16 protein-coding genes are annotated in these 21,619 nt (G+C 71.6%); 3 read left to right on the top strand and 13 right to left on the bottom strand.

Annotation, left to right across the window (positions count from 1 at the left end; genetic code table 11):
- Positions 1-6 precede the first annotated feature (6 nt).
- Entirely contained in the window at positions 7-603 is a 597-nt protein-coding gene (locus tag DVS28_RS08220) for a CDP-alcohol phosphatidyltransferase family protein (RefSeq protein ID WP_164710168.1), read from the bottom strand.
- Between the two features lie 88 nt (positions 604-691).
- Between DVS28_RS08220 and DVS28_RS08215 the strand changes: the two genes are divergently transcribed.
- Positions 692-1,978, top strand: a complete 1,287-nt coding sequence (locus DVS28_RS08215; protein ID WP_164710166.1) for an MFS transporter — start codon at positions 692-694, stop codon at positions 1,976-1,978.
- Positions 1,979-1,984: 6 nt separating this feature from the next.
- Here DVS28_RS08215 and DVS28_RS08210 read toward each other — a convergent pair whose 3' ends face one another.
- The 8 genes from DVS28_RS08210 to DVS28_RS08175 form a co-directional block, all read right to left on the bottom strand.
- Positions 1,985-4,636: a cell wall-binding repeat-containing protein gene (locus DVS28_RS08210; protein ID WP_114591033.1), complete on the bottom strand. Its 2,652-nt coding sequence runs from the start codon at positions 4,634-4,636 to the stop codon at positions 1,985-1,987.
- An 11-nt stretch (positions 4,637-4,647) separates the two neighbouring features.
- The gene (locus DVS28_RS08205) at positions 4,648-5,727 is read right to left on the bottom strand and encodes a carbohydrate ABC transporter permease (RefSeq protein WP_114591032.1); all 1,080 of its coding nucleotides are present in this window, start codon (positions 5,725-5,727) and stop codon (positions 4,648-4,650) included.
- A 2-nt stretch (positions 5,728-5,729) separates the two neighbouring features.
- Complete coding sequence (locus DVS28_RS08200; protein ID WP_114591031.1) at positions 5,730-7,373, bottom strand: carbohydrate ABC transporter permease; 1,644 nt, start codon at positions 7,371-7,373, stop codon at positions 5,730-5,732.
- A gap of 75 nt (positions 7,374-7,448) precedes the next feature.
- Entirely contained in the window at positions 7,449-8,876 is a 1,428-nt protein-coding gene (locus DVS28_RS08195) for an ABC transporter substrate-binding protein (protein WP_164710164.1), read from the bottom strand.
- Between the two features lie 62 nt (positions 8,877-8,938).
- Positions 8,939-10,117, bottom strand: a complete 1,179-nt coding sequence (galT, locus tag DVS28_RS08190; RefSeq protein WP_216826478.1) for a galactose-1-phosphate uridylyltransferase — start codon at positions 10,115-10,117, stop codon at positions 8,939-8,941.
- Positions 10,118-10,197: 80 nt separating this feature from the next.
- Positions 10,198-11,973, bottom strand: coding sequence for a beta-galactosidase (locus DVS28_RS08185; RefSeq protein ID WP_114591028.1), 1,776 nt, complete (start codon positions 11,971-11,973; stop codon positions 10,198-10,200).
- Positions 11,970-13,391, bottom strand: a complete 1,422-nt coding sequence (locus DVS28_RS08180; RefSeq protein ID WP_114591027.1) for a glycoside hydrolase family 36 protein — start codon at positions 13,389-13,391, stop codon at positions 11,970-11,972. The genes DVS28_RS08185 and DVS28_RS08180 overlap by 4 nt, the downstream gene beginning before the upstream one ends.
- Positions 13,388-14,245, bottom strand: coding sequence for a DeoR/GlpR family DNA-binding transcription regulator (locus tag DVS28_RS08175; RefSeq protein ID WP_114591026.1), 858 nt, complete (start codon positions 14,243-14,245; stop codon positions 13,388-13,390). Before DVS28_RS08175 ends, DVS28_RS08180 begins: the two co-directional genes overlap by 4 nt.
- 117 nt (positions 14,246-14,362) lie before the next feature.
- On the opposite strand from DVS28_RS08175, the gene galK reads away from it, so the two are divergent.
- Together galK and DVS28_RS08165 are read left to right on the top strand one after the other, a co-directional pair.
- A complete protein-coding gene (gene galK / locus DVS28_RS08170; RefSeq protein ID WP_216826477.1) occupies positions 14,363-15,457 on the top strand; it encodes a galactokinase in 1,095 nt (364 codons plus the stop codon).
- Entirely contained in the window at positions 15,454-16,302 is an 849-nt protein-coding gene (locus DVS28_RS08165) for an aldose 1-epimerase (RefSeq protein ID WP_164710162.1), read from the top strand. Before galK ends, DVS28_RS08165 begins: the two co-directional genes overlap by 4 nt.
- Here the strand turns inward: DVS28_RS08165 and DVS28_RS08160 are convergent.
- The 4 genes from DVS28_RS08160 to thrS form a co-directional block, all read right to left on the bottom strand.
- Positions 16,263-16,769, bottom strand: coding sequence for an HIT domain-containing protein (locus tag DVS28_RS08160; protein ID WP_114594057.1), 507 nt, complete (start codon positions 16,767-16,769; stop codon positions 16,263-16,265). The two genes, DVS28_RS08165 and DVS28_RS08160, sit on opposite strands and share 40 nt — an antisense overlap.
- 225 nt (positions 16,770-16,994) lie before the next feature.
- Entirely contained in the window at positions 16,995-18,227 is a 1,233-nt protein-coding gene (locus tag DVS28_RS08155) for an IS256 family transposase (protein WP_114591023.1), read from the bottom strand.
- A 378-nt stretch (positions 18,228-18,605) separates the two neighbouring features.
- Positions 18,606-19,586 (bottom strand): hypothetical protein, encoded by a 981-nt coding sequence (locus tag DVS28_RS08150; RefSeq protein ID WP_114591022.1) that lies wholly within the window; start codon positions 19,584-19,586, stop codon positions 18,606-18,608.
- A 34-nt stretch (positions 19,587-19,620) separates the two neighbouring features.
- Positions 19,621-21,612 (bottom strand): threonine--tRNA ligase, encoded by a 1,992-nt coding sequence (thrS, locus tag DVS28_RS08145; protein ID WP_114594056.1) that lies wholly within the window; start codon positions 21,610-21,612, stop codon positions 19,621-19,623.
- Positions 21,613-21,619: the final 7 nt, after the last annotated feature.

Raw genomic sequence — 21,619 nt, 5'->3', positions numbered from 1 at the left:
TGGGCCCTACCGGTCGGAGGGCTGGACCACTGCGGTGGCCTGGCCGTAGACGGCGTGGAGCCGCTGGACGATGGTGATGACGCCGCCGACCGCGAGGATGCCGGCGCCCCAGACGAGGAAGCCGTAGCCGACGGCGAGGAGGATGATGACGACCCGTTCGGGCCGCTCGATCAGGCCGACGGTGGCGTCCCAGCCAAGCGACTCGGCCTTGGCCCGCACGTAGCTGGTGATCAGCGCGGCGGCCAGGGCGACCATGACGAGGGTGAAGGTCAGCGGTTCGCCCCGGGCCAGCCACAGGCACGCTCCGAAGATGGTGGCGTCGGCCACGCGGTCGGCCACGGAGTCGTAGAACGCCCCGAGCTCGCTCTGGGTGTTGGTGAGGCGGGCCACCGTGCCGTCGAAGGCGTCCAGCGCCGTGGACAGTGCCGCGATCCAGCCCCCGAGCACGGGGCGGCCGGACAGCAGGACGCCCATGCCGACGACGACCCCGAGCAGGCCGAGGGTGGTCAGCGTGTTGGCGGTCAGGCCGAGGCGCACCATGCCGCGCCCCATCGGCACGACGGCGCGATCGGTGATGGAACGGAAGTGGGCGTTGACGGCCATTGCTGCAAGGGTACGCACCGATCGGGCCGACGCGGCGGGCCGGGTGGACACCGAAGTGGTCCCGATGGCCACGGCACGATCGGTGACCATGCACGACCGCAGGGCTGCCGACCACGCCGACGTGCAGCGTCGGACGCTGCGCCTGCTCATGCTGGCCGTGGTGCCCGCCGGGATCGGCGTGACGGGCAGCTTCTCCTCCGCCGCCCTGCTGGGCGAGGACCTGACGGGTGCGGCGGCGCTGGGCACCCTCGCCGCGTCGTGCGTGACCATCGGCGGTGCCCTCTCGACCGTGCCGCTGGCCCAGCGGATGGCCCGCACGGGCCGGCGTGCCGGGCTCGTCCGGGGCTGGTCGATCGGGGCGGCCGGCAGCGCGCTGGCGGCGGTCGCGGCGATCACCGGGCTGTATCCGTTGCTGCTGCTGGGTTCGCTCGGCGTCGGCGTGGGCCAGGCATCGGGGCTGGCCGCCCGGTTCGCGGCCGCGGACCTTGCTGACGACGCTGGCCGGGCACGGGCGATCGGCCTGCTGGTGTGGGCCAGCAGCCTGGGGGCGGTGCTCGGCCCCACTGTGGGCCTGGGGGCGGTCGGTCAGGCTGCCGAGGCGGCCGGGCTGCCGGCGCTGGCCGGCCCGAACCTCCTGTCGGCCGTGGTGTTCGTCGGGGCAGCCGGGCTGGTTCACCGGTGGCTGCGCCCCGACCCGCTGGAGGTGCTGGGGGCCCTGCGACCCGCCGCACCGACGACCGGCGCGCTCCAGGCGTTGAAGGAGCGGATCAGTGAAGCCGCCGGGCCGGTGCGGGCGATCGCGGCCAACCCCGCCGCCCGGCTGGCGGCCGGCGGCATGGTCGTCGGCCAGGCGGTGATGACCGGGGTGATGACCGCCACCCCGCTGCACATGCGCTCCGGCGCCCACGAGCTGCAGGTCGTCGGGTTCGTCATCAGCGTCCACATCATCGGGATGTACGTCTTCGCCCCCGTGGTGGGGTGGGCGGTGGACCGGATCGGCCCACGGGCGGTGCTGGCCCTCGGCGGGGTGGCGCTGTTCGTGGGTGGCGAGATGGCCTCACACACCCGTGCCGAGGACTCCATGGGCGTCTTCGTCGGCCTGTTCCTCATCGGCATCGGCTGGAGCTGCGGTCTGGTCGCCGGCAGCACGATGTTGACCGCCGCGTTCCCGCCGCTGGAACGGGTCGGCGTGCAGGGTGCGGCCGACCTGCTGATGAGCGGTTCGGGCGCGCTGGCCAGCCTGTCGGCCGGCGTGATCTACCAGCTCAGCAGCTACGCCGACCTGAGCCACCTCGCCGGCCTGCTGGCGCTGACGATCACGGCGGCAGCGCTGGTGTCGATCGCCACCAGCGCCCGCCGTCGCCAGGCCGTCTAGCGGCCGTCAACCAGCAAGGGCCGCTCGGACCTGCTCCAGCACCCGGTCGCTGATCGCTGCCGGTCCACCGGCGACGAGGACCCGGTCGGGGGCGGCACCGTCGAGCGCTGCCGCGCTGGCGGGGCTCGCGTCCAGGTCACTCGGGTCGACCAGCAGCAGGCCGCCACCGAGGCGAGCGGCCAGCACGCCGGCGCCCAGGGCGTCGGGGAAGGCCGTGCCGGACGCGAGGACCAGCGGGTCCAGCCCCCCGCCACCTCGTTCGCCAGCGGCTGCTCGCAGCGCGGCAGCGGTGGCCCAGCGGTCATCGCCGCCCCGTCGGTCGGCGACGAACCCGGCGTCGGTCACGGCCTGCTCGACCGCGGGCGACAACGCGGCGTCGCCACCGGCGAGGACGACCGTCGCGCCCTCGGGCAGCAGGTCGGCCAGCGCCTGGCCGGTCGTCTCCGACAGGGCGTCGGAGCCGGTCAGCAGCACCGGGACCACGCCCGTCGCGGCGACCGACGATGCGGCCAAAGCGTCGGCGAACGCGTCGCTGCGGGCAAGGACCACCGTCTCGGCGTCGCCCCGCAACGCCACGATCCGTTCGGCGATGGCACGGGCGGTGGCGGTCCGCTCCTCCCCTGCCAGCCGCACGACCTCGTACCCGCGGGCGGTCAGCTCGACCTCGACCGCAGCCGACAGCGCCTGCTGTCCACCGGCGAGGTAGACGGTCGCAACGTCCAGCCGGGCCAGCTCGTCGGCCACCGGGGTCGACAGGGCGTCGGGGGCGCTGAGCAGCAGCGGCCCGTCGACGGCCATCGCCAGCGGGCCGGCCGTCAGGGCGTCGGGGAAGTCCGCGGCGCTGGCCAGCACGGCGGCGTCGGCGGCCTCCCAGCCCTCGACCGACATCGCCACCGACGTGGCGATGCGGTCCGGACCGGCCAGCCGTCGCACGTCGAGCCCCTCCACCGGCGGCGGCTCGACCAGGCCGGCGGCCCGGAAGCTGTCGGAGTGCAGGCCGAACGACGCGTCGATGCGCGGCAACCAGCAGTCGTCGTTGTGGCGTCCCTCGGGATAGACGATCGCGGTGTGCTCGACCATCTTGGCGGTCAGCTGTCCGTCCATGGCCTCCACCGCCTCGCCAAAGCGGAAGTCGTCGTCGGCGCAGGCGTCGAAGAAGTAGGCGAAGCTCGACAGGAAGGCCGGAGTGTGGCCGGTGACCTGGACCAGCGGGGCCTCGTCGGCGTTGGCGGCCATCTCGTCGGCGTCACCGACCAGCGGCGGCAGGCTGAGGGCGCCCATGTGGCTGGCGATCGAGCTGAACAGGTCTGGGTTGGACCAGCCGACGGTGAAGGCACCGTGGCCACCCATCGACACCCCCGACAGCCCCCGGAACGCCCGCTCCGGCAAGGTGCGGTACTCCGCGTCGACCTGCGGGAGCATCTCGTCGATGAACATCGACCGCCACGGGGTCACGGAGGAGTCGATGTACCACAGCGACTCGCCGTCGGGCATGACCACGATGGACTCCGCCAGCCCGCCGGTGGTGAACAGCTCGTCCAGCCGCGCCTGGAAGTCGCGGGGTTCCCACTCGCGCGAGCCACCGTTGATGCCGTGCAGCAGGTACACCGTCGGGAACCGGTGGTCGGGTGCCTCGTAGTAGGACGGCGGCAGGTACACCACGTACTCCCGCCGTTTGCCCTCCACACCGGGTTCGACGAGGTCGCGGAAGAAGCGGGAGTGGTTGCCGGCCTCGAGTCCCGTCACGGGGTCGATCACGAGGAACTCCTGCGTGACCGGCTGGAAGGCGAACGGCTCGCCGTCGCGGGTGCCGGTGATCGACCGGTTGGTGTCCACCAGCAGGCGCCCGTCGTCAGCCCGGATGATTTCGACCTCGGCGTCGGTGAGCACGAGCGTGCCGTCGGACTCCGCCAGCCAGCCGGCCAGCTCACGGCGCCGACGGTCGGTGTCGCGGCCGTCGTGCACGTAGCCGTCGGTCAGGGTGGCCTCGAACGCGTCGAGGTCCCCGTCGGCGAGCGCGTCGGCCTGGGTGGCCAACAGCTCGGTGACCGTCGCGGTCGTCGCCGCGTCGGCCGGCGAACCCGTGATGCCGTACACGACCTCGCGCAGGGAGGTCTTGGAGAACAGGCCGACCGGTCCGCGGTACCAGCCCCCGCCGCCGGTGAAGTCGTTGATGCGAACCGCCAGCACGTTGCGGCCACCGACCACCGGCGCCTCGGCTGGCACGGGGTAGAGGCGCCGTTCGAACCACTGGCTGTCGGAGTCCGGTGGCATCACGCCGGTTCGGCCGATCTCCACCCCGTTGAGGTAGGCGATGTCGGCGTCGTCGATGAAGCCCAGCGAGGCGGCGAGGTTGACCCCGTCGATCCCGGCCGGGAGGTCGAAGGCGAGGCGGAACCACGCGAAGCCGTCGTAGTCGTCGAAGACGTCCTGGCCACCGTCGGTGGGGACCTGCACCTCCTCCCAGGCGGAGTCGTCGAAGTCGGGATCGGCCCAGGCGTCCTCGTCACCGGTGGAGAAGCGCCAGGCCCCCTCGAGGTCGATGGCCACCTCCTCCACGGGGCCCTCGGTACCGGCCTCCGCCGACACGAGGGGGACGACGGACATCGTCATGGCGGACAGGGCGAGGAGCGCCACGAGGGCGCGGACGTTGATCACGATGACTGCTCCTACTTGATCCCGCTGCTCGCGAGGTTCTCCACGAAGTACCGCTGGGCCAGGACGAACACCGTGACGGGGACGGCGATCGCGATGATGACGGCGGCGAAGATGAGGTTGGGCGTGTCGGCTGCACGGCCACCGAGCTGCTGCAGCGACAGGGTCAGCACGTGGTTGTCGGTGTTGCCGGCGTTGATGACGATGAAGGGCCACACGAAGCTGTTCCACGCGTACAGGAACATGAAGGTCGACAGGGTCGCGATGGCCGGTGCCGACAGGGGCACGAAGATGCGCCACAGGATGGTCCAGCGGCTGGCGCCGTCGAGCACGGCGGCTTCCTCCAGCTCCTTGGGGATGGAGACGAAGAACTGGCGGATGAGGAACGTCCCGTAGGCGTTGAACACGAACGGGAACACCAGCGCCGCCAGTGAATCGACCCAGCCGAGCCCGACCATCACCTGGTAGAGCGGCACGATCAGGATGACGAACGGCACCATGATCGAACCGATGTAGACGAGGAACAGCGCATCGCGGCCGGGGAAGCTGATGCGGGCGAACGCGTAGCCACCCATCAGCGAGGTCAGGACCGTCCCGCCGACGACGAGCACGGTCACGAGGATCGTGTTGGTGAGCGACCGGCCGAGGTTCTGCTGGTCCAGGACCTCGCCGAAGTTCTCGGTCCGTGCGGTCACGCTGTCGACCGTCGTCGCGGTGCGGATGTTCGCCTCGACCACGTCGGTCGGGTCCTCCGGCAGCGCGAACGCCCCGTCGCCGCCGCCGACGCCCTCCAGCAGGACTCGTTCCTCCCCGTCGATGTCGTAGAGGGGCAGCGCCTCGTCCTGGCCGGCGACCTGGGCGACGTCCTGGCTGTAGGGCAGCAGGCGGGGCGGGTAGCGGAAGATGTCGTCGCGTGCCTTCAGCGAGGCGCCGGCGACCACGAGGAAGGGGAACAGCAGTCCCAGCCCGACGACGGTCAGGACGGTGTAGAGCCCGGCGCGACGCAGGCGTTCGCGCCGGCGTCCGCGGCGTTCGCTGTCCGACAGCGCGGCTCCGGAGGCCGTCGCCGTCCGGTGGGTGGTGGTGTCGGCCATGGTCAGACCCCTTCCACGTCAGCCCGCTGGCGGCGGAACTGCACGAAGGTGAACGCGAAGATCAGGAGGAACAGGACCCAGGCGACGGCCGAGGCGTAGCCCTGGGCGAACCGTCGGAAGCCCTGGTCGTAGAGGTAGACCACGGGGGTGAGGGTCGACCCCTGCGGGCCGGAGCCGACCGGGGTGTAGGTCGGGAACAACACGACGGCCTCGCCGAACAGCTGCAGCGCGAGGATGCCGGTGGAGGCGACCACGAAGAAGGTGGTCGGGGCCAGCTGCGGCAGGGTGATGTAGCGGAACCGCTGCCAACGGTTGGCGCCGTCGATCATGGCCGCCTCCGTCAGGGTCGGGTCGATGGACTGCAGGCCGGCGAGGAACAGGACGGTGTTGAAGCCGACGTACTGCCAGGCGAACACGATGACGAGGGAGATCAGCGCGAGGCCGTCGTCGCTGAGCCACTGCGGTTGGCCCGCGACCAGCTCGGGGGTGAACGGCAGGGCGGACCAGGCCACCGCGAGCCGGTCGAGCAGGTAGTTGACCCAGCCGACGGTCGCGTTGAACAGCTGTCGCCAGATCAGCGCGACGGCCACCACGCCCGCGATGGAGGGGACGAAGTAGATGGCGCGGAAGGCCTTGATGCCCGGCGCGTCGCTGTTGAGCAGCGAGGCCAGCCCGAGCGCCGGGATCACCGACAGCGGGATGGCGAGGGCGGCGAACACCACGATGTTGACGATCGACTTCCAGAAGACCGGGTCCTGGGCGCCGATGACGATGTTGCCGAGGCGCAGGACCTCGGTGTACCCCGACAGCAGGACCTCGTTGCCCAGCTGCCCGGCCTCGGCGGTGGCCACGCTGAGCGACACGATGCGCACGTAGTTGGCCAGCCCGATGAAGTCCGGGGTGCCGAAGGCGTCCCAGTCGTTGAGGCTGACCCACAGGCTGAACAGCAGCGGGCCGGCGAAGAAGGCGAGGAAGCCCAGGGCGTTGGGGCTGACGAACAGCAGGCCGTCGAGGGTGGCGCTCGTTGCGCGGGTGGCGCGAAGGTGCTGGACCACGTCGCTGCGTCGGCTTCGGAAGGCCACGACCGCGCCCGTGACCGCGATGACGAGCAGGGCCAGCTCGGTGCCCCCGGCGAGGCGGCCGACGAAGGTCAGCAGGCCGGGCAGGAGCCCGACGGCGATCAGCATGGCGGCCAGGGAGGCGATGGCGACCCAGCGGGCCACCCGGGCCAGCCGCGTCGACGCGGTCGCGGCGTAGGCGGCCACGGCGAGCAGCAGGAACGGCACGCCTCGGACGAAGGTGTCGCCGAGGGCATCCATGCCGGTGAAGACACCCAGCCGTTGCAGCAGCACGGCGGCCGCGCCCACAGCGGTCAGGTAGCCGATGACGACGGTGCCGAGCAGGCCGGCGGGACGTCGACGACGGAGACCGACGATGGTGACGAGGTCAGCGACGGCAGCGGCGATCGCGGTGACGAGCAACCCGATCGCGACCGCGCCGCTGGGTTCGTCGCTGCCGAGGAGCACGAGGGCCGCCACGACCGCACCCACGAGGTGGACGGTGTGCCAGCCCGTCAGGGCCGCGGTCCACGCGGTTGCGGACACGTCGCCGATCCGTCCCTTGGGGGAGGTGGTCGTGGCGGTCATGGTGGCTCCGGTGGTGATGCCGCCGGGGTGCGCAGCGCGATGGCGAACGCACCCCGGCGGGGCTGGACTGGGGACCTACTGGAAGGTGGCGTCCAGCGCGTCGCAGGCCGTGGCCTGGAAGTCCTCCAGCGAGGTGTCGCCCGCGACGAGCGCCTCGATCTGCGGGGCCAGGGCCGAGTCGAACGCCGGCCAGTCGCCCTGCCACAGCGGACCCTCGGCGACCGGGTTCTCGCTGATCCCGTCGACGAACGCCTGGTTGTTCTCCGGCGGGGTGAAGCCGAGGAAGGTCTCGATCACGGCCGGGTCGTCGATGCGCGAGGGGATGTTGGCCCCCAGCTCGGCGATGGTGCCCTGGACGGCGCCGTCGGTCAGGCGGGTGACCAGCTCGAAGGCCTCCTCGGGGTGCTCGGTGTTGGCGTTGACGACGTAGGCACCCCAGAACAGCCAGTTGGAGGGGCCACCGGGGCCGTCGGGGAGCTTGACGACGTCCCAGTCGAAGGTGGCGGAGGCGCGGGTGCCCGGGGTGGCCCAGCGCCCGTTCATGAACATGCCGACCTGGCCGGCCAGGAACGGGGGTTCGGCGTCCTCGCCGTAGGGAACCGCGATGCCGTCCTGGTACAGGCCGGTCATGAACTCCAGGCCCTGGATGGACTCGTCGGTGTTGACCGCGCAGCCGGTTCGGTCGTCGGTGAAGAAGGAGCCGCCGGCCGCGTTGATCCAGTAGCCGGGGTTGGCCCACCAGTTGTTCATGCCGAAGCCGTTGATCTGCGGGTCGAGGGCGGCGACGGCGTCGGCGACCTCCCGGAAGGCGTCCCAGTCCCACTCACCGCTGGCGGCGAGCTCGCGGGGGTCGGCGGCGCCGGCCTCCTCGATCAGGTCCATGTTGAGGTACAGGGCGAAGGCCGACACGTCGCGGGGAAGGCCCCACAGCGAGGAGTTGTCGCCGGCGTCGGGCGACACCGTCAGCAGGTCCATGACCTGGCTGTAGTAGGCGTCGTCGCCGGCGTAGGCATCGGAGGACTCGGCCAGCTCGCGAAGGTCGAGGATCAGGCCACGGGTGGCGAAGTCGGCCACGTCGGTGCCGGGGATCCAGAAGACGTCGGGGGCGGTGCCTGCGGCGATCTCGGTGCGCAGCACGTCCTGGTAGGAGGAGGTCTCGGAGCCGCCGGGCTCGTAGGCCAGCGTCACGCCGTCCCATTCGCCGTCCACGGTCTCGCTGACCTCGGAGTAGACGTCGATCTCGGCCTGGTTGTCGGGCCGGGTGCGCCAGCGGAGGGCGACCTCGCCATCGGACGCGCCGTCGTCGTCGGCAGGCTCCTCCTCGACGGGTGCCTCCTCGGCAGGCTCTTCCTCGGCAGCGTCCTCCTCGGCAGCGTCGTCAGCGGTCTCGGCGGTGTCGGCCGTGGTGTCCTCGGCGTCCTCGTCGGTGCTGACCTCGCTGCCGCACGCGGCGGCAAGCATTGCCAGGACCATCACGAGTCCCAGCCAGCGATATCGGCTCATGTCTCTCCCCTTCGTGTCGGACGCAGGCCGGGTGGCCGGCGTCGCATGACGCAGATCTGTGGTCACCCGGTCGGTGCAGCCGGTCGGTCTGCAGCGATCTCCAGGCGGGGGATGGCCGCGCGCTGCTCCGGCCCCGGCTGGGGGGCGGCGGCGCGCAGCAGGGCAGCGGAGTCCTCGGGCAGGGTGTCGTTGATGAAGACACCCAGCGCGGTCTCGACGCTGGCGCGGACCTTGAGCTTGGCGGGCGAACGGTGGGGCGGGAGGAACTCGAAGGCCAGGCGATGGTCCGCGACGGGCAGGCCCTCGGCATCGGCGGGTGCCTCGTGGCAGACCATCAGGTAGGCCATCGGTTCGTCCCAGACCCGGTCGTAGGCGGTGACGACGGTGCGCAGCGCGAGGGCGAGGGACACCCGTTCCTCCGCGGTCAGGTCCTGCAGTCGGCGGGCGCCCTCGCGGCGTGCTCGGACGTGCACCTCGAAGGGCCAGTCGGGTGCGAAGGGCACGGCTGCCACGAAGGCGTCGTCGAGGAACAGGCAGCGGTCGCTGGCGGCGTCGACGTCCACGACGGCCTGTGACAGCGACGCGCCGGTGCGGGCGCGGTGCGTGGCCAGGGCGGCGGTGCGATGGGCGACGGCCGGGGGGATGCGGTCCAGCGCGTAGATCTGGCCGTGGGGGTGGGACAGCGTGGCACCGACCGCTTCACCCCGGTTCTCGAAGACCATCACGACGCGGTTGGCCGGATCGGCCCACAGGGCGCTGGAGCGGTCTGCCCAGATGGCGATGACCCTTGCCAGCTCGGCGTCGGTGAGGGTGGCGAGGGAGCCCGTGTGGGTCGGGGTGTACAGCACCACTTCGCACCGACCGCGCGAGGGTGCGGTCAGCGCGGGCAGGGTCGGCAGCGACGGTCCGGCGGGGGCGGCCGGTGGCTCGGGCACGAAGGAGGGGAACCGGTTGTCGAAGACGGCGGCGGCGTAGTCGACGGGCACCTCGGGCCCACCCGGGCACAGCGGGCAGCCGGATGCGGCGGCGCGGGCCGATGGCGCGTGTGGCCGGGTGTTGCGGGCTGGCGAGACCGCGACCCAGCTGTCGCGCAGGGCGTTGTACCGCTGGTGGATGGCGGGGGGTTCCGCAACCGCAACCTCGTCATCGGGCAGCGTCGCCGGAAGTGAACTGCCGTCAGCATCGCCGTAGAGGTACAACCAGCGCCCATCGGCATGCTGGAAGTTGCGTCGCTCGATCATGTCCGCCATGTGACGAGCAGGTGTACAGCCACTTTCGTTTGCTTGTCAAGACCGTCGTAGCTTTCGCTTCCGAAAGCGACTCAGCGCAGCCGTTCGAGCACGGACTGCCATGCGGCGGCCGACGAGGCGCCCATGGCGACGAGCGACCCCCGGCGCACGACGACCGGCAGGCCGTGGAGGGGCCCGCCCTCGGCTCGGGCCAGCACCTCGACGTCGCCGGCGAGCACCTCGTAGGCCTCCAGCCACGGGCCGGCGTCGTGGACTGCGCCGTCGGCCGTTCGGACCGCAGACGGTGCCGTGTCGCGCGGCCATCCACCCGGGCTGCCCGCCCGATCCACCCGGGCGCCCAGGCGTTCGCTGAGTCCGGCCGGCGTGGCCGTGTCGACCCAGACGGCCTCGTCGTCGCGGACGAGGCTGCGCGGACCGACGACGACCGTGACGCCGGCGTCCAGGGCGGCCTGGACGGTGACCGACCTGGCGTCGGTGACACGGTGGAACGCCGGCAGCGCGACGATGTCGTACCGGGTCAGGTCGGCGTCGTCGCCGACGACGTCGACGACGTGCCCGGCGTCGCGCAGCGCCCGATGGGCGGCGACGGCGAGGGTGCGGTGGGACGCCCCGTGGGTCTGCGGGATGATGTCGAGGATCCACGCGTCGGTGTAGTCCGCGACGACGGCAGCGGTGGCGCGCTCCCGTGGCGCGGCGTCACGCGGCAACGATGCGACGGCGGCGCGCACCTCCTCGTAGGCGGGGGCCTCGCGTCGGTCGTGGGTGAGCAGCGCCGCGTGGTGTTGCTCCTGCCCGGCGCGGGCCATGCGCCACCGGAACACCAGCAACGTGTCGATCCCCTGGCGTGCGGCGTCGGCGATCCACTCCCCCACCTGCCCGGGCGGCACGGCAGGGTTGTCGCCCGTCCAGTTGACCGGACCGGGTTGCTGCTCGACGACCCAGGCGCGTCCACCCAGTGCCTCGACGCCCTGGCCCGGCTGGAGCGCGCTGCCGCGGGCCAGGTCCAGGTTGAACGCGACCTCGTCGGGGCCGGCCACGCCGTGGGGGTAGCTGTCGATGGCGCCGATCCCGTTGAGGCGGTGGACCGCGCGGGCATCGATGTCGAGGTCGCCCATGTAGAGGTTGGTGAAGGTCGGCACGCCGGGCGACCGCTCGGCGAGCACGTCGCGCTGGACCGCCAAGCCCTCGCACACCTGCCGGCTGGCGAACCGTCGGTGGGCGAGCTCCAGGCTGGGGTTGTGCACCGTCATGGTGGGGGCCGGCAGCTCGACGGCGTCGAAGTCGGGGTAGGTCATCGACCAGAAAGCCTGGCCCCAGGCGTCGTTGAGGGTGTCGATGTCGCCGTACCGGTCGGCGAGCCAGGCGCGGAACGCGTCCTGGCATGCCCGGCACCAGCAGCGGGCGGAGTCGTGGTTCCCCGGTTCGTTGTCGATCTGCCAGGCGTCCAGGGCCGCGTGGTCGCCGTAGCGGTCGGCCAGCACCGCGGTCACCCGTGCGGACTCCTCCCGGTAGGCCGGCGACGTGGGGCAGGTGTGGCGGCGGCTTCCCCAGGGGCGGGGGCGGCCGTCGGTGCCGACGATGCGGACGTCGGGACGTTCGCGCATCAGCCACACGGGCGGTGTGGCCGTCGGCGTGCCGATGACCACCCGCATGCCGGCATCGGCGATGGCCTGCACGGCACGATCCATCCAGCCGAGGTCCCAACGGTCCCGCTGGGGTTCCATGCGGGCCCAGGCGAACTCGCCGATGCGCACGACCTGCAGGCCGAGATCGGCCATGCGCGCGACGTCGTCCGCCCAGTCCGTCTCGGGCCACTGCTCGGGATACCAGCAGACCCCGATCCTCACGCGGTCACCGCCCCGTCGGGTTCGCCCACCAGTCGGTCGGCGTCGTGGTCATCGGGGTCCGGCCGCCAGGTCGGCGCCGGGCTGGGTTCGCTGGTGCGCAGCAGGTGGCGGGTGAGCTCGAGGCCGCGGGGGTCGAGTCGGTCGAGGGGATCGCTGGAGACCGCCAGCCCGTCGAGGGTGTCGAGGTAGCCGGCCCACTCCTCACGGCGGCCGACCTCCTCGCGGACGAGGATGCAGTCGGGGTCGTTGACCCACAGGCGCCCGTGCTGCCAGGCGCGGGCGCGGCCGGCCTGCAGCGCTCCCTGCATCGAGGGCTGTGACACGTCGCCCTTGGGGGGCTCGAAGACGGGGTCGATGTCCGGGGAGACCCGCATGGCGTCCACGCGGCCGACCGACGGGAGCAGCGGGGCACCGCAGCCGAGCAGCGTGGCGTCCTCACCGATGGCGTCGCGGATGATCCGCAGCCCCTCGCCGTAGGCATCCAGCGGGCTGGCGTCGCCGTGCCGTCCGCCGGGCAGGGCGCCGGCGTACACGAAGTCGACCTTGTGGTAGGCGAAACCCCAGCTCCGGAGGGTCGCGAAGAGTCCGTGGAGGTGGTCGGCGGCACCCGGATGGGTGACGTCGAGGACGCGGATGGGCTGGCCCCAGTGCGCGTCGCTCGCCAGCGCCCCGTCGACCAGCCACTCCGGGTGGGCACGGGCGAGCGCGGAGTCCGCGCCCACGCAGAAGGGTGCGGTCCACAGCCCGGCCTCCATGCCGGCATCGGCGATGCGGCCGGTCAGCTCGGTGAGGGGCGTGGGGAAGGCGGTGGTGTTGCGGTCCAGCCAGTCACCGATGTCGGCCTGGTAGCCGTCGTCGATCTGGATGACGCGGACATCGAGGTCCTGGGCGGTGACGGCGTCGACCGCCGTGGCCACGTCGGCAGCGGTGACACCGGGTCCGTGGCAGTACCAGGAGCACCACCCGGGTGCCTGTGCCCGCAAGCGGACGTCCTTGGCTGTGGCGAGGGTGTCGCCCCAAGCGGCCAGCGCGTCGGGGATGTCGCCCACGTGCTGGGTGACCGTGACGTCGCCGTTGGCGGTGACGACGATGCGACCGTCGACCAGGTCGGCACGGATCGATGGCATCGTCCGATGCGGATCCGGGGTCGCCACGATCGTCGTCGGCCCGTCGGTGTGTGGACGGAGGGCGATCAGCCCCTCCCCCTGGATCCCCGTCGCCGGGGCGGGGGTCTCGGGGCGATAGGCCATGGTCTGCCAGCGCTCGATCGCTGGCCGCGGGCTGGTGCGGCCGAGCCGGTGGACGCCGGCGGGGCTCCACGACTGCCAGCCGTGCTCGTAGGCCAGGGCCTGCTCCGGGTCGCAGGGGAGGTCCAGGACCTCCGTGAATCCGGGGGCCGTGGGAGATGTCGCGGTCATCGGTGGGCTCGTCCTTCGGCGGTCAGGGACCCGCGGACGTCGACGGTCTCGACGGCCAGTCCCGTTGTGCGGAGATCGGCGACCACGCCCTCCGGGGCCTGGTCGTCGGTGATGAGCAGGTCGACGTGGTCGAGGTCGCAGACCTTCGCCAGGGCGACCTGCCCGAGCTTGGAGGCGTCGGCGACGATGACCCGGCGGGCAGCGGCGCGGATCATCCGTCGTTTCACGGTGCTCTCGGGCAGGTTGACGTTGGTGACCCCTGCGGTGACGTCCACGCCGTTGCAGCCGATGAAGGCGAGCCGGGCGTTGATGTGTTCGAGGATGAGGCCGGCGAGGGGTTCGACCAGCGAGTGCTGCTTGGGACGCAGGGTGCCGCCGGTCACCACCACGCTGATGCGGGGGTGGGCGGCCTCCAGCGCCAGCGCGATGGTGATGGAGGAGGTGAAGACGCTGACGTCGACCAGGTCCTCCCGCGTGGCGAGCTCGTGGGCGATCGCCGTCGTGGTGGTCCCCACGTCGAGGATGATCGAGTCACCGGGTTCGACCATGTCGACCGCTCGGGCGGCGATCGCACGCTTCTGCAGCTGCGCGGTGGTGGCGGTCTCCTCGAAGGTGCGCTCGGGTTCGGCCATGGGACGCGGAACCGCACCGCCCCTGACGCGCTTGAGCAGGCCTCGGTCCTCCAGGTGGTCGAGGTCGCCGCGGACGGTGACCTCGCTGACCTTGAACGCCTCCGCCAGGTCGGCGACCCGGACGAACTCGCGTTCGCGCAGCAACCCCACGGTCCGATCGCGACGGATCCGGGCGGGTGTGGGTTCGTCGTCGTCGGGCTGCGCGACGTCGCGTGCACCCATGGTCGCCTCCTGGATTCGTGGTTGACTCGTGCTCGAGGGGTTGCCTGCACGCTTGTGGAGCGGGTTGTGAAACCTTACGTTACGCGCCCCCACGAAAGGACGTGAAACGTGCGACCGGTGACGGCCCGCGCTCCCGGTCGGGTCAACCTGATCGGGGAACACACCGACCACACCGACGGGCTGGCGCTGCCGATGGCCCTCGACGTCGGCGTTGCGTTCCACGGCGAGGGGGGTGGGGATCGCATCCGGGTCACGTCTGCCGACGCGGCGCTCGAGGTGGACCTGCCGGCGGACGGTTCGTCCTCGCCCACGGCGGGATGGGGCCGCTACGTCGCTGCCGTCGCGGCCGAGCTGCACGCATGCGGCCGTCCGCCGGTGGGGCTGACCGGCGAGTTCTCCTCCACGCTCCCCCAGGGGATCGGCCTGTCGTCATCGGCGGCGTTGGAGGTTGCGGTTGCGGTTGCGCTGCTTCGGGCGGCCGATCATGCCCTTCCGGCCGTGGAGGTCGTCCGCGCGTGCCGTCGGGCCGAGCACGCGGCCGTCGGTGTTCCCTCGGGCGTGCTGGACCAGGCCGCGTCGGTGCTGTCGCGATCGGGCGCTGCGCTGCTGCTGGACTGCGCCGACCTGGCCCACGAGGACGTGGCGCTGCCCGAGGGCGTGGAGGTGCTGATCATCGACTCGGGCGTCACCCGGCAGCTGGAGGGGTCCGGGTACGCCACCCGCACCCGCGAGCTGGCTGCAGCGCTGCCCGTCCTCGACGGCCGGCGACCTGCGGACGTGCCCCCCGACGAGCTGCCCGGGCTGCTGGACGCCCTGGACGAGGTCCCGGCCCGCCGGTTGCGCCACGTGGTGACGGAGAACGCGCGGGTACGGGCCACTGTCCGGGCGTTCGCGGCTGACGACATCGATGCCGTGGCGACGCTGTTCGAGGCCAGCCACGACAGCCTTCGCGACGATTTCGAGGTCACGGTGCCCCAGACCGACCGGCTGGTCGAGCTGCTGCGCGAGCACGGTGCCCTGGCCAGCCGCATGACGGGCGGCGGCTTCGGTGGCGCGGTGATCGGGTTGGTTCGAGCCGAGGAGGCCAGCGACGTGGCCGACGCCACCCTCGCGGCGTACCGGCGGGCCTGGCCGGACCTGGCTGCCCGCACCGTCCTGACCCGGCCGGGCGCCGGGGCTGCCGAACACGCAGCCGACGTCCTGACGTCGTGAGCGGCCCCTCCCTCGCCCTCGTGGCGGGCCGCACCCGGGTCGTGGTCGACCCGGCGGCCGGTGGGCGGCTGGCGTCCTGGTCGGTCGATGGACACGAGCTGCTGCTCGGGGCGGACCCGTCGCGCAGCCCGATCCACTGGGGGTGTTATCCGATGGTCCCGTGGGCCGGCCGTGTGCGCGACGCGGTCCTGACCTGGGATGGCGCGGAGGTCCGGCTGCCCCACCCCTTCGGCGAGCATGCCCTCCACGGGGTTGGCTACCTGTCGGCCTGGTCGGTGGTCGACCAGGACGTCGATCGGGTGCGGCTGCGGCTGGACCTGCCCCGCTCCCCTGCCGGTGAGGAGGGCTGGCCGTTCGGTGGTGTCGTCGAGCAGGAGGTGGCGGCGCTCGAGGACGGGGTGGCGCTGTCGATGGCGGTGACGGCCGACGACCGGGCGATGCCGGTCACGGTCGGCTGGCACCCGTGGTTCGTCCGCCACCTCGACGGGGTCGAGGCCGTCGTCCGGCTCGAAGGGGGACGAATGCTCGAGCGCGACGCCGAGGGGCTGCCGACCCACCGGTGGACCAGTCCCTCCCCCGAGCCGTGGGACGACTGCTTCACCGACCTGGCGGCCACGCCGGCGGTCGTGTGGCCCGACCTGGGCCAGGTGGAGGTGGCCAGCGACCTCGAGCACGTCGTGGTCTTCACCGAACACCCCGAGGGCGTGTGCGTGGAACCCCAGTCGGGCCCGCCGGACGAGCTGAACCACACCGCCCCCCGGGTCGTCGATGCCGGGGAGACGTTCGCCTGCAGCGCGACCCTGCGCTACTCGGCGGCGTCGAAGGCGGGCTTGAGCATCGCGTAGGTGTCGGCCATCAGCTGGGGCAGCACGCGGGTCTGCCCGATGACCGGCATGAAGTTGGTGTCACCACCCCAGCGGGGGACGACGTGCTGGTGGAGGTGGTCGGCGATCCCTGCCCCGGCGACGGTCCCCAGGTTCATGCCGACGTTGAACGCGTGGGGCCCGGCGGCGGCCTTGAGCGCCCGGATGGTCCGCTGGGTGAGGGCGGCGATCTCCGTCACCTCGTCGTGGCTGAGCGCGGCGTAGTCATCGGTGTGGGTGTAGGGGATGACCATGGCGTGGCCGGGGTTGTAGGGGTAGGCGTTGAGCAGCACGAAGGCGTGCTCCCCCCGGTGGATGACCCGCTCGTCGTCGCCGTGCTCGTCGGCCAGGCAGAACGGGCAGCCGTTGCTGGAGCTGTCGGGGTCGGTTACGTACTCCAGCCGCCACGGGGTCCAGAGCCGGTCGAACCGGTCGATGCGCGGGTCCAGCGGGTCGGCGTCGGGATCGGGCCGGCCGGGCGGGGTGCCGTGGGAATCGCTCGTCACGGAACAGAGCCTACTGATCGTCGCGTCGGGCCGGTGGGTGGTCACCGCCGACCCCGGATGGATTCGACTCCGAAACCCACGTCATCCTCGACAGGTGGAGTCGATTCCATCGGCGCGACCGGTCCTGATCACGTCCCGGCCGGTGGTGTAGAAGCCCGTGCGCTTGATTCAGTTGGTCACTGCGGGGATTGACGGTATCTGATCGTCGGAGCGATCGAGGAGGGGTTCGAGGGTGACGGCGGCCATGTAGCGCCGCGGAGCGGCGATCAGTTCTTCGTTGACCTCCACCAGCAACGCGCCGACGAGCCGGATGACTGATTCGGGGTCGGGGAAGATCTGCACGACATCGGTGCGGCGCTTGAGCTCACGGTTGAGCCGCTCGATCGGATTGTTGGACCAGATCTTTGACCAGTGCACGGGTGGGAACGCCGCGTAGGCGAGCAGGTCATCCTCCATCGCCTCAAGCCGCTTGGCCACCTTGGGCGCCACGGTCTCGAGTTGTTGACAGACGGTGCGGAGCTGGGCGCGTGCGGCATCGCCGTCGGGCTGGGCGAAGATGGTGGAGATCAACGCGCTGATGAGCTGCCGCTGGCTGTGGTTGGCGACGGCGAGCAGGTTGCGCTTGGCATGCACGCGACATCGTTGCCATCCGGAGCCCTGGAGGACCCGTCGGATCGCGGCGCGCAGGCCGGCGTGGGCGTCGGAGATCACCAGTTGGACCCCGTTCAGGCCGCGGTCGACGAGGTCGCGGAGGAACTCGGTCCAAAACGTCTCGTTCTCGCTGTTGCCGATGTCGACACCGAGGACCTCGCGGTGCCCGTCGGCGCGGACGCCGGTGGCGATCACGACGGCTTTGGAGACGACCTGGCCGTGCTCGCGGACGTGGACGTAGGTGGCGTCCAGCCAGATGTAGGGGAACGGCTGATGATCAAGCCGGCGGCCTCGAAGGATGGCGACGTCGTCATCGATGAGCTTGCAGATTCGCGACACCGTTGACTTGGACACGCCCGAGTCGACGCCGAGCGCTTTGACCAGGTCATCGACTTTCCGGGTGGAGGTGCCGGTGATGTAGGCCCGCATGATCACCGCCCACAGCGCCTTGTCGATCCGGCGGCGTGGCTCGAGCAGCTCAGGGAAGAACGACCCTTTGCGGAGCTTGGGGATGCCGACCTCGACATCACCGGCGGGGGTGGACAGCAGTTTGGGCCGATGCCCGTTCCGCAGGTTGCTGCGGGCTGGGGTTCGTTCACCGTGGTCGGCGCCGATCTTGGCCGACACCTCGGCCTCGATCAGTTCCTGCAAGGCGGTGCCGAGGATCTCGGCGATGGACGTGGTGAGCGTCGCGTCGGTCCCGATCAGGGCGTCAGCGAGCTCGGACAGGGCAGACTGGCTATGGGTCATCGTGCGTGCCTTCTTTGCGTAGGAGCTTTGGAAGTTCGCACGGTGGCCCGCCTACACGGCGGACCTGCTCCTACACCACGTGGTGAGACTCACCCCCGGTCCTCCCGTCGGCGGATCTTGACCCACCCCGACCCCCTGCGTCGGCGGAGCGGGGACCATTCCGTCCGTGGTGGACGCCCTGACCTGCGGAAACGGCCGTCGGCCCCTCCCACCTGGGGACAGATCCGTCCCACGCTGGGGACGATTCCGCCGGTTGAGGCGTGGTTGCGCGGCCCGGCCCGGAGGATGTGGCCGGATCGGTGGAGGCGATTCCGTCCGGGGGTGGAGGCGAATCCATCCGGCTGGGCGGGGTGGACGGTGGGGCGGGCGTGGTCGGGGTCAGCCGCCGAAGCCGGGGACCAGCGGGTCCAGGCGGAGCAGCAGGTCGGCGGCGAAGCGGCCGGGGACCTCGTCGGTGGCGTCGATCTCGACGCGGACCAGGTCACCGTCGGCCAGGACGGTGACGGAGTCGGCTCGGCCGGCGGTGTCGATCTCGCTGATGCGCGCCACCTCAGCGGCGGGGTCGTCGACGCCGGTCGCCGCCAGCAGGAACTGTGGTCCCTCGGCCACCTCCGCCAGGTTGCACGCCAGCTGGGCGGCCTCCTCCGAGGCGTGGATGGTCAGCGCGTAGCAGCCCTCCTCGTCGGCGAGCGCGACCAGGCGCCGGATCGGCTCGACCTCGGCCATGGAGCGGCCCTCCCCCTCCAGGGCGTCGAGGCCCTCGGTGACGGTGCTGAACCCGAGCGTGCCGTCGACCACGGTGATGGTGATCGTGCGGCCCAGCGGGTCCAGGGGGTTGGGGGACTCCAGCGACGGTTCGAGGTCGTCGCCGTCGCCGAGCCGCCACGGAGGGCCGTCACTGCCCAGCGCATCGGCCATGGCGTCGGCGTCGATGCGCCCGCCGCCGACCGTGGTCTCGACGGGAGGGACAGTGGCCGTGGCCAGCCAGTCCAGGTCCTCCAGCCCCCAGCCGGCCGTCGCCCGGAGCTCCTCCATCACGCCGTCCCCGCCGATGGACTGCACGAAGCTGGGGAACGGGACAGCAACGGGGCTGCCCCCGACGCCGGCGAGGCGCACCAAGCTGTCGAGCGGGTCGGCATCGGTGGCCGGCCACAGGACATCGGCCAGCTCGGCGGCCGTCGCCAGGTCACCCATGGAGACCTGGACCGACCCCTCGGCCGGATCGACGAACGGCAGCAGCGCGAGCCGTGCCTCCCACGAACCCGCCGCGCCTTCGCTGGCCCCTCCGCCACCCGAACACGCGGCAGCGACCACGGTCAGGCACAGCAGGAGGCCGAGGCCGATGTGTCGTGACTGCATGTGCGTCGACAACCCCCTGCGCGGGACGGCAGACCTACTCCGGCTGCGGGCCCACGCGCTTCTCGGCGACCTCCAGCGACAGCTCCTCGGCGAAGTCGTCGAGGGGCACGCCCTTGCGCTGGTCACCGTAGCGCGGGCGGATGGCGACCGTCCGGTCGGCCGCCTCCTGCTCACCGACGATCAGCATGTAGGGCACCTTGTTCGCCTGGTGCTTGCGGATCTTGGCGCCCATCGTCTCGTCGCTGGTGTCGACCGTCGCCCGACGGCCGGTGCCGTTCAGGTAGGCCTCGACCTCGGCGGCGTAGTGCAGGTGGGCGTCGCTGATCGGGATGACCACGGCCTGGGTGGGCGCCAGCCAGGTCGGGAACGCGCCGTTGTAGTGCTCGGTGAGGACGCCGAAGAAGCGGTCGAGCGAGCCGTAGAGCGCGCGGTGGACCATGAACGGTCGCTCGGACTCGCCGGTGTCGGTGGTGTAACCGAGGTCGAACCGCTCGGGCAGGTTGAAGTCGATCTGGATGGTCGACAGCTGCCAGGCCCGGCCGATGGCGTCGGTGACCTGCACGTCGATCTTGGGGCCGTAGAAGGCGCCTTCGCCCTCGTCGACCACGTAGTCCAGGCCGATCTCCTCCAGCGCCTGCTCGAGCGCCTTCTCCGCGTGGGCCCAGCCCTCGTCGGTGCCGACGGTCTCGGCCTTCGCCGGCCGGGTCGACAGGGCGATGCGGGAGGGGGTGTCGAACCCGAACGCGCGCAGCACGTCGAGGGCGAACTCCATGCAGCCCCGCGCCTCGGCGACGACCTGCTCGGCGGTGCAGAAGATGTGGGAGTCGTCCTGGGTGAACCCGCGGGCGCGCATCAGGCCGTGCACGGTGCCGGACTTCTCGTAGCGGTAGACCGTCCCCAGCTCGGCCAGGCGCAGCGGCAGGTCACGGTAGGACCGCTGCTGGGACCGGTAGACCAGCACGTGGAACGGGCAGTTCATCGGCTTGGGGTAGTAGTTGGTCCCCGCGCCGTCACCGGAGGGGTCCATCTCCATCGGCGGGTACATGCCGTCGGCGTAGAAGTCGAGGTGGCCCGAGGTCTCCCACAGGGTCGACTTGCCGATGTGCGGGGTGTAGACGGGCTGGTAGCCGCGACGACGGACCTCCGCGCGGATGTAGTCCTCCATCTCCTGGCGGACGATCGCGCCGTTGGGGTGCCACACCGCGAGCCCCTGGCCGAGCTCCTCGGGGAAGCTGAACAGGTCCAGGTCGCGACCGACCTTGCGGTGGTCGCGCTTCCGGGCCTCCTCCTGCTGGTGCAGGAACGCCTTGAGGGCCTTCTTGGACTCCCACGCGGTGCCGTAGACGCGCTGCAGCATCTTGTTCTTCTCGCTGCCGCGCCAGTACGCACCGGCAACCCGCTGGAGGGTGAACGCCGGGATCCACTTGGTGGTCGGCACGTGGGGGCCGCGGCAGAGGTCCTGCCAGTGGCCGCCGTCGGGCTTGTCGTTGCGGTAGATCGTGATGCCGGAGTCGCCGGCCGGGGCGGTCGGGTCGTCCGCAGCGGCCTCGCCGTCGGTGATGATCTCGACCTTGTAGGGGTTGCCCTCGAACGCCGCGAGCGCCTCGTCGGTGGAGACCTCCACGCGCACGAACGGCTGGTCCTCCCTGACGATCTGGACCATGCGGCCCTCGATCTTCTTGAGGTCGTCCTCGGTGAAGGGAACCTCGGGATCGAAGTCGTAGTAGAAGCCGTTCTCGACGGGCGGGCCGATGCCGAAGTTGGTGCCGGGCCACAGGTCGGTGACGGCCTGCGCCATCACGTGGGCGGTGGAGTGGCGGATGATGAACCGGCCGTCGTCGGAGTCGGCGTTGATCGGCTCGACGGACTCGCCGTCCTCCAGCACCCGGTCGAGGTCGACCATGGCACCGTCGACGCGGGCCGCCACGACCATGCCACGGATCGCACCGAGGGCCTTCAGGGCATCCTGCGCCGTCGTGCCGGTGGGGACCTCCGCGGTGGCATCACCCGGTCCGTACACCTTCATCACGTCC

Source organism: Euzebya pacifica, from assembly GCF_003344865.1.
In the GTDB taxonomy this organism is placed as follows: Bacteria; Actinomycetota; Nitriliruptoria; order Euzebyales; family Euzebyaceae; genus Euzebya; species Euzebya pacifica.
Note: the sequence above shows the minus strand (reverse complement) of the source record. Positions and strands in the feature narration are given on the sequence as shown.

What these genes read in the sequence shown, in the direction of transcription:
- DVS28_RS08175 (WP_114591026.1), bottom strand. Translation starts at nt 14,245, where the DNA reads ATGGGTGCACGCGACGTCGCGCAGCCCGACGACGACGAACCCACACCC.
- DVS28_RS08215 (WP_164710166.1), top strand. Translation starts at nt 692, where the DNA reads ATGCACGACCGCAGGGCTGCCGACCACGCCGACGTGCAGCGTCGGACG.
- DVS28_RS08195 (WP_164710164.1), bottom strand. Translation starts at nt 8,876, where the DNA reads ATGAGCCGATATCGCTGGCTGGGACTCGTGATGGTCCTGGCAATGCTT.
- DVS28_RS08150 (WP_114591022.1), bottom strand. Translation starts at nt 19,586, where the DNA reads ATGCAGTCACGACACATCGGCCTCGGCCTCCTGCTGTGCCTGACCGTG.
- DVS28_RS08180 (WP_114591027.1), bottom strand. Translation starts at nt 13,391, where the DNA reads ATGACCGCGACATCTCCCACGGCCCCCGGATTCACGGAGGTCCTGGAC.
- DVS28_RS08205 (WP_114591032.1), bottom strand. Translation starts at nt 5,727, where the DNA reads ATGGCCGACACCACCACCCACCGGACGGCGACGGCCTCCGGAGCCGCG.
- DVS28_RS08200 (WP_114591031.1), bottom strand. Translation starts at nt 7,373, where the DNA reads ATGACCGCCACGACCACCTCCCCCAAGGGACGGATCGGCGACGTGTCC.
- galT (WP_216826478.1), bottom strand. Translation starts at nt 10,117, where the DNA reads ATGATCGAGCGACGCAACTTCCAGCATGCCGATGGGCGCTGGTTGTAC.
- DVS28_RS08220 (WP_164710168.1), bottom strand. Translation starts at nt 603, where the DNA reads ATGGCCGTCAACGCCCACTTCCGTTCCATCACCGATCGCGCCGTCGTG.
- thrS (WP_114594056.1), bottom strand. Translation starts at nt 21,612, where the DNA reads ATGAAGGTGTACGGACCGGGTGATGCCACCGCGGAGGTCCCCACCGGC.
- DVS28_RS08155 (WP_114591023.1), bottom strand. Translation starts at nt 18,227, where the DNA reads ATGACCCATAGCCAGTCTGCCCTGTCCGAGCTCGCTGACGCCCTGATC.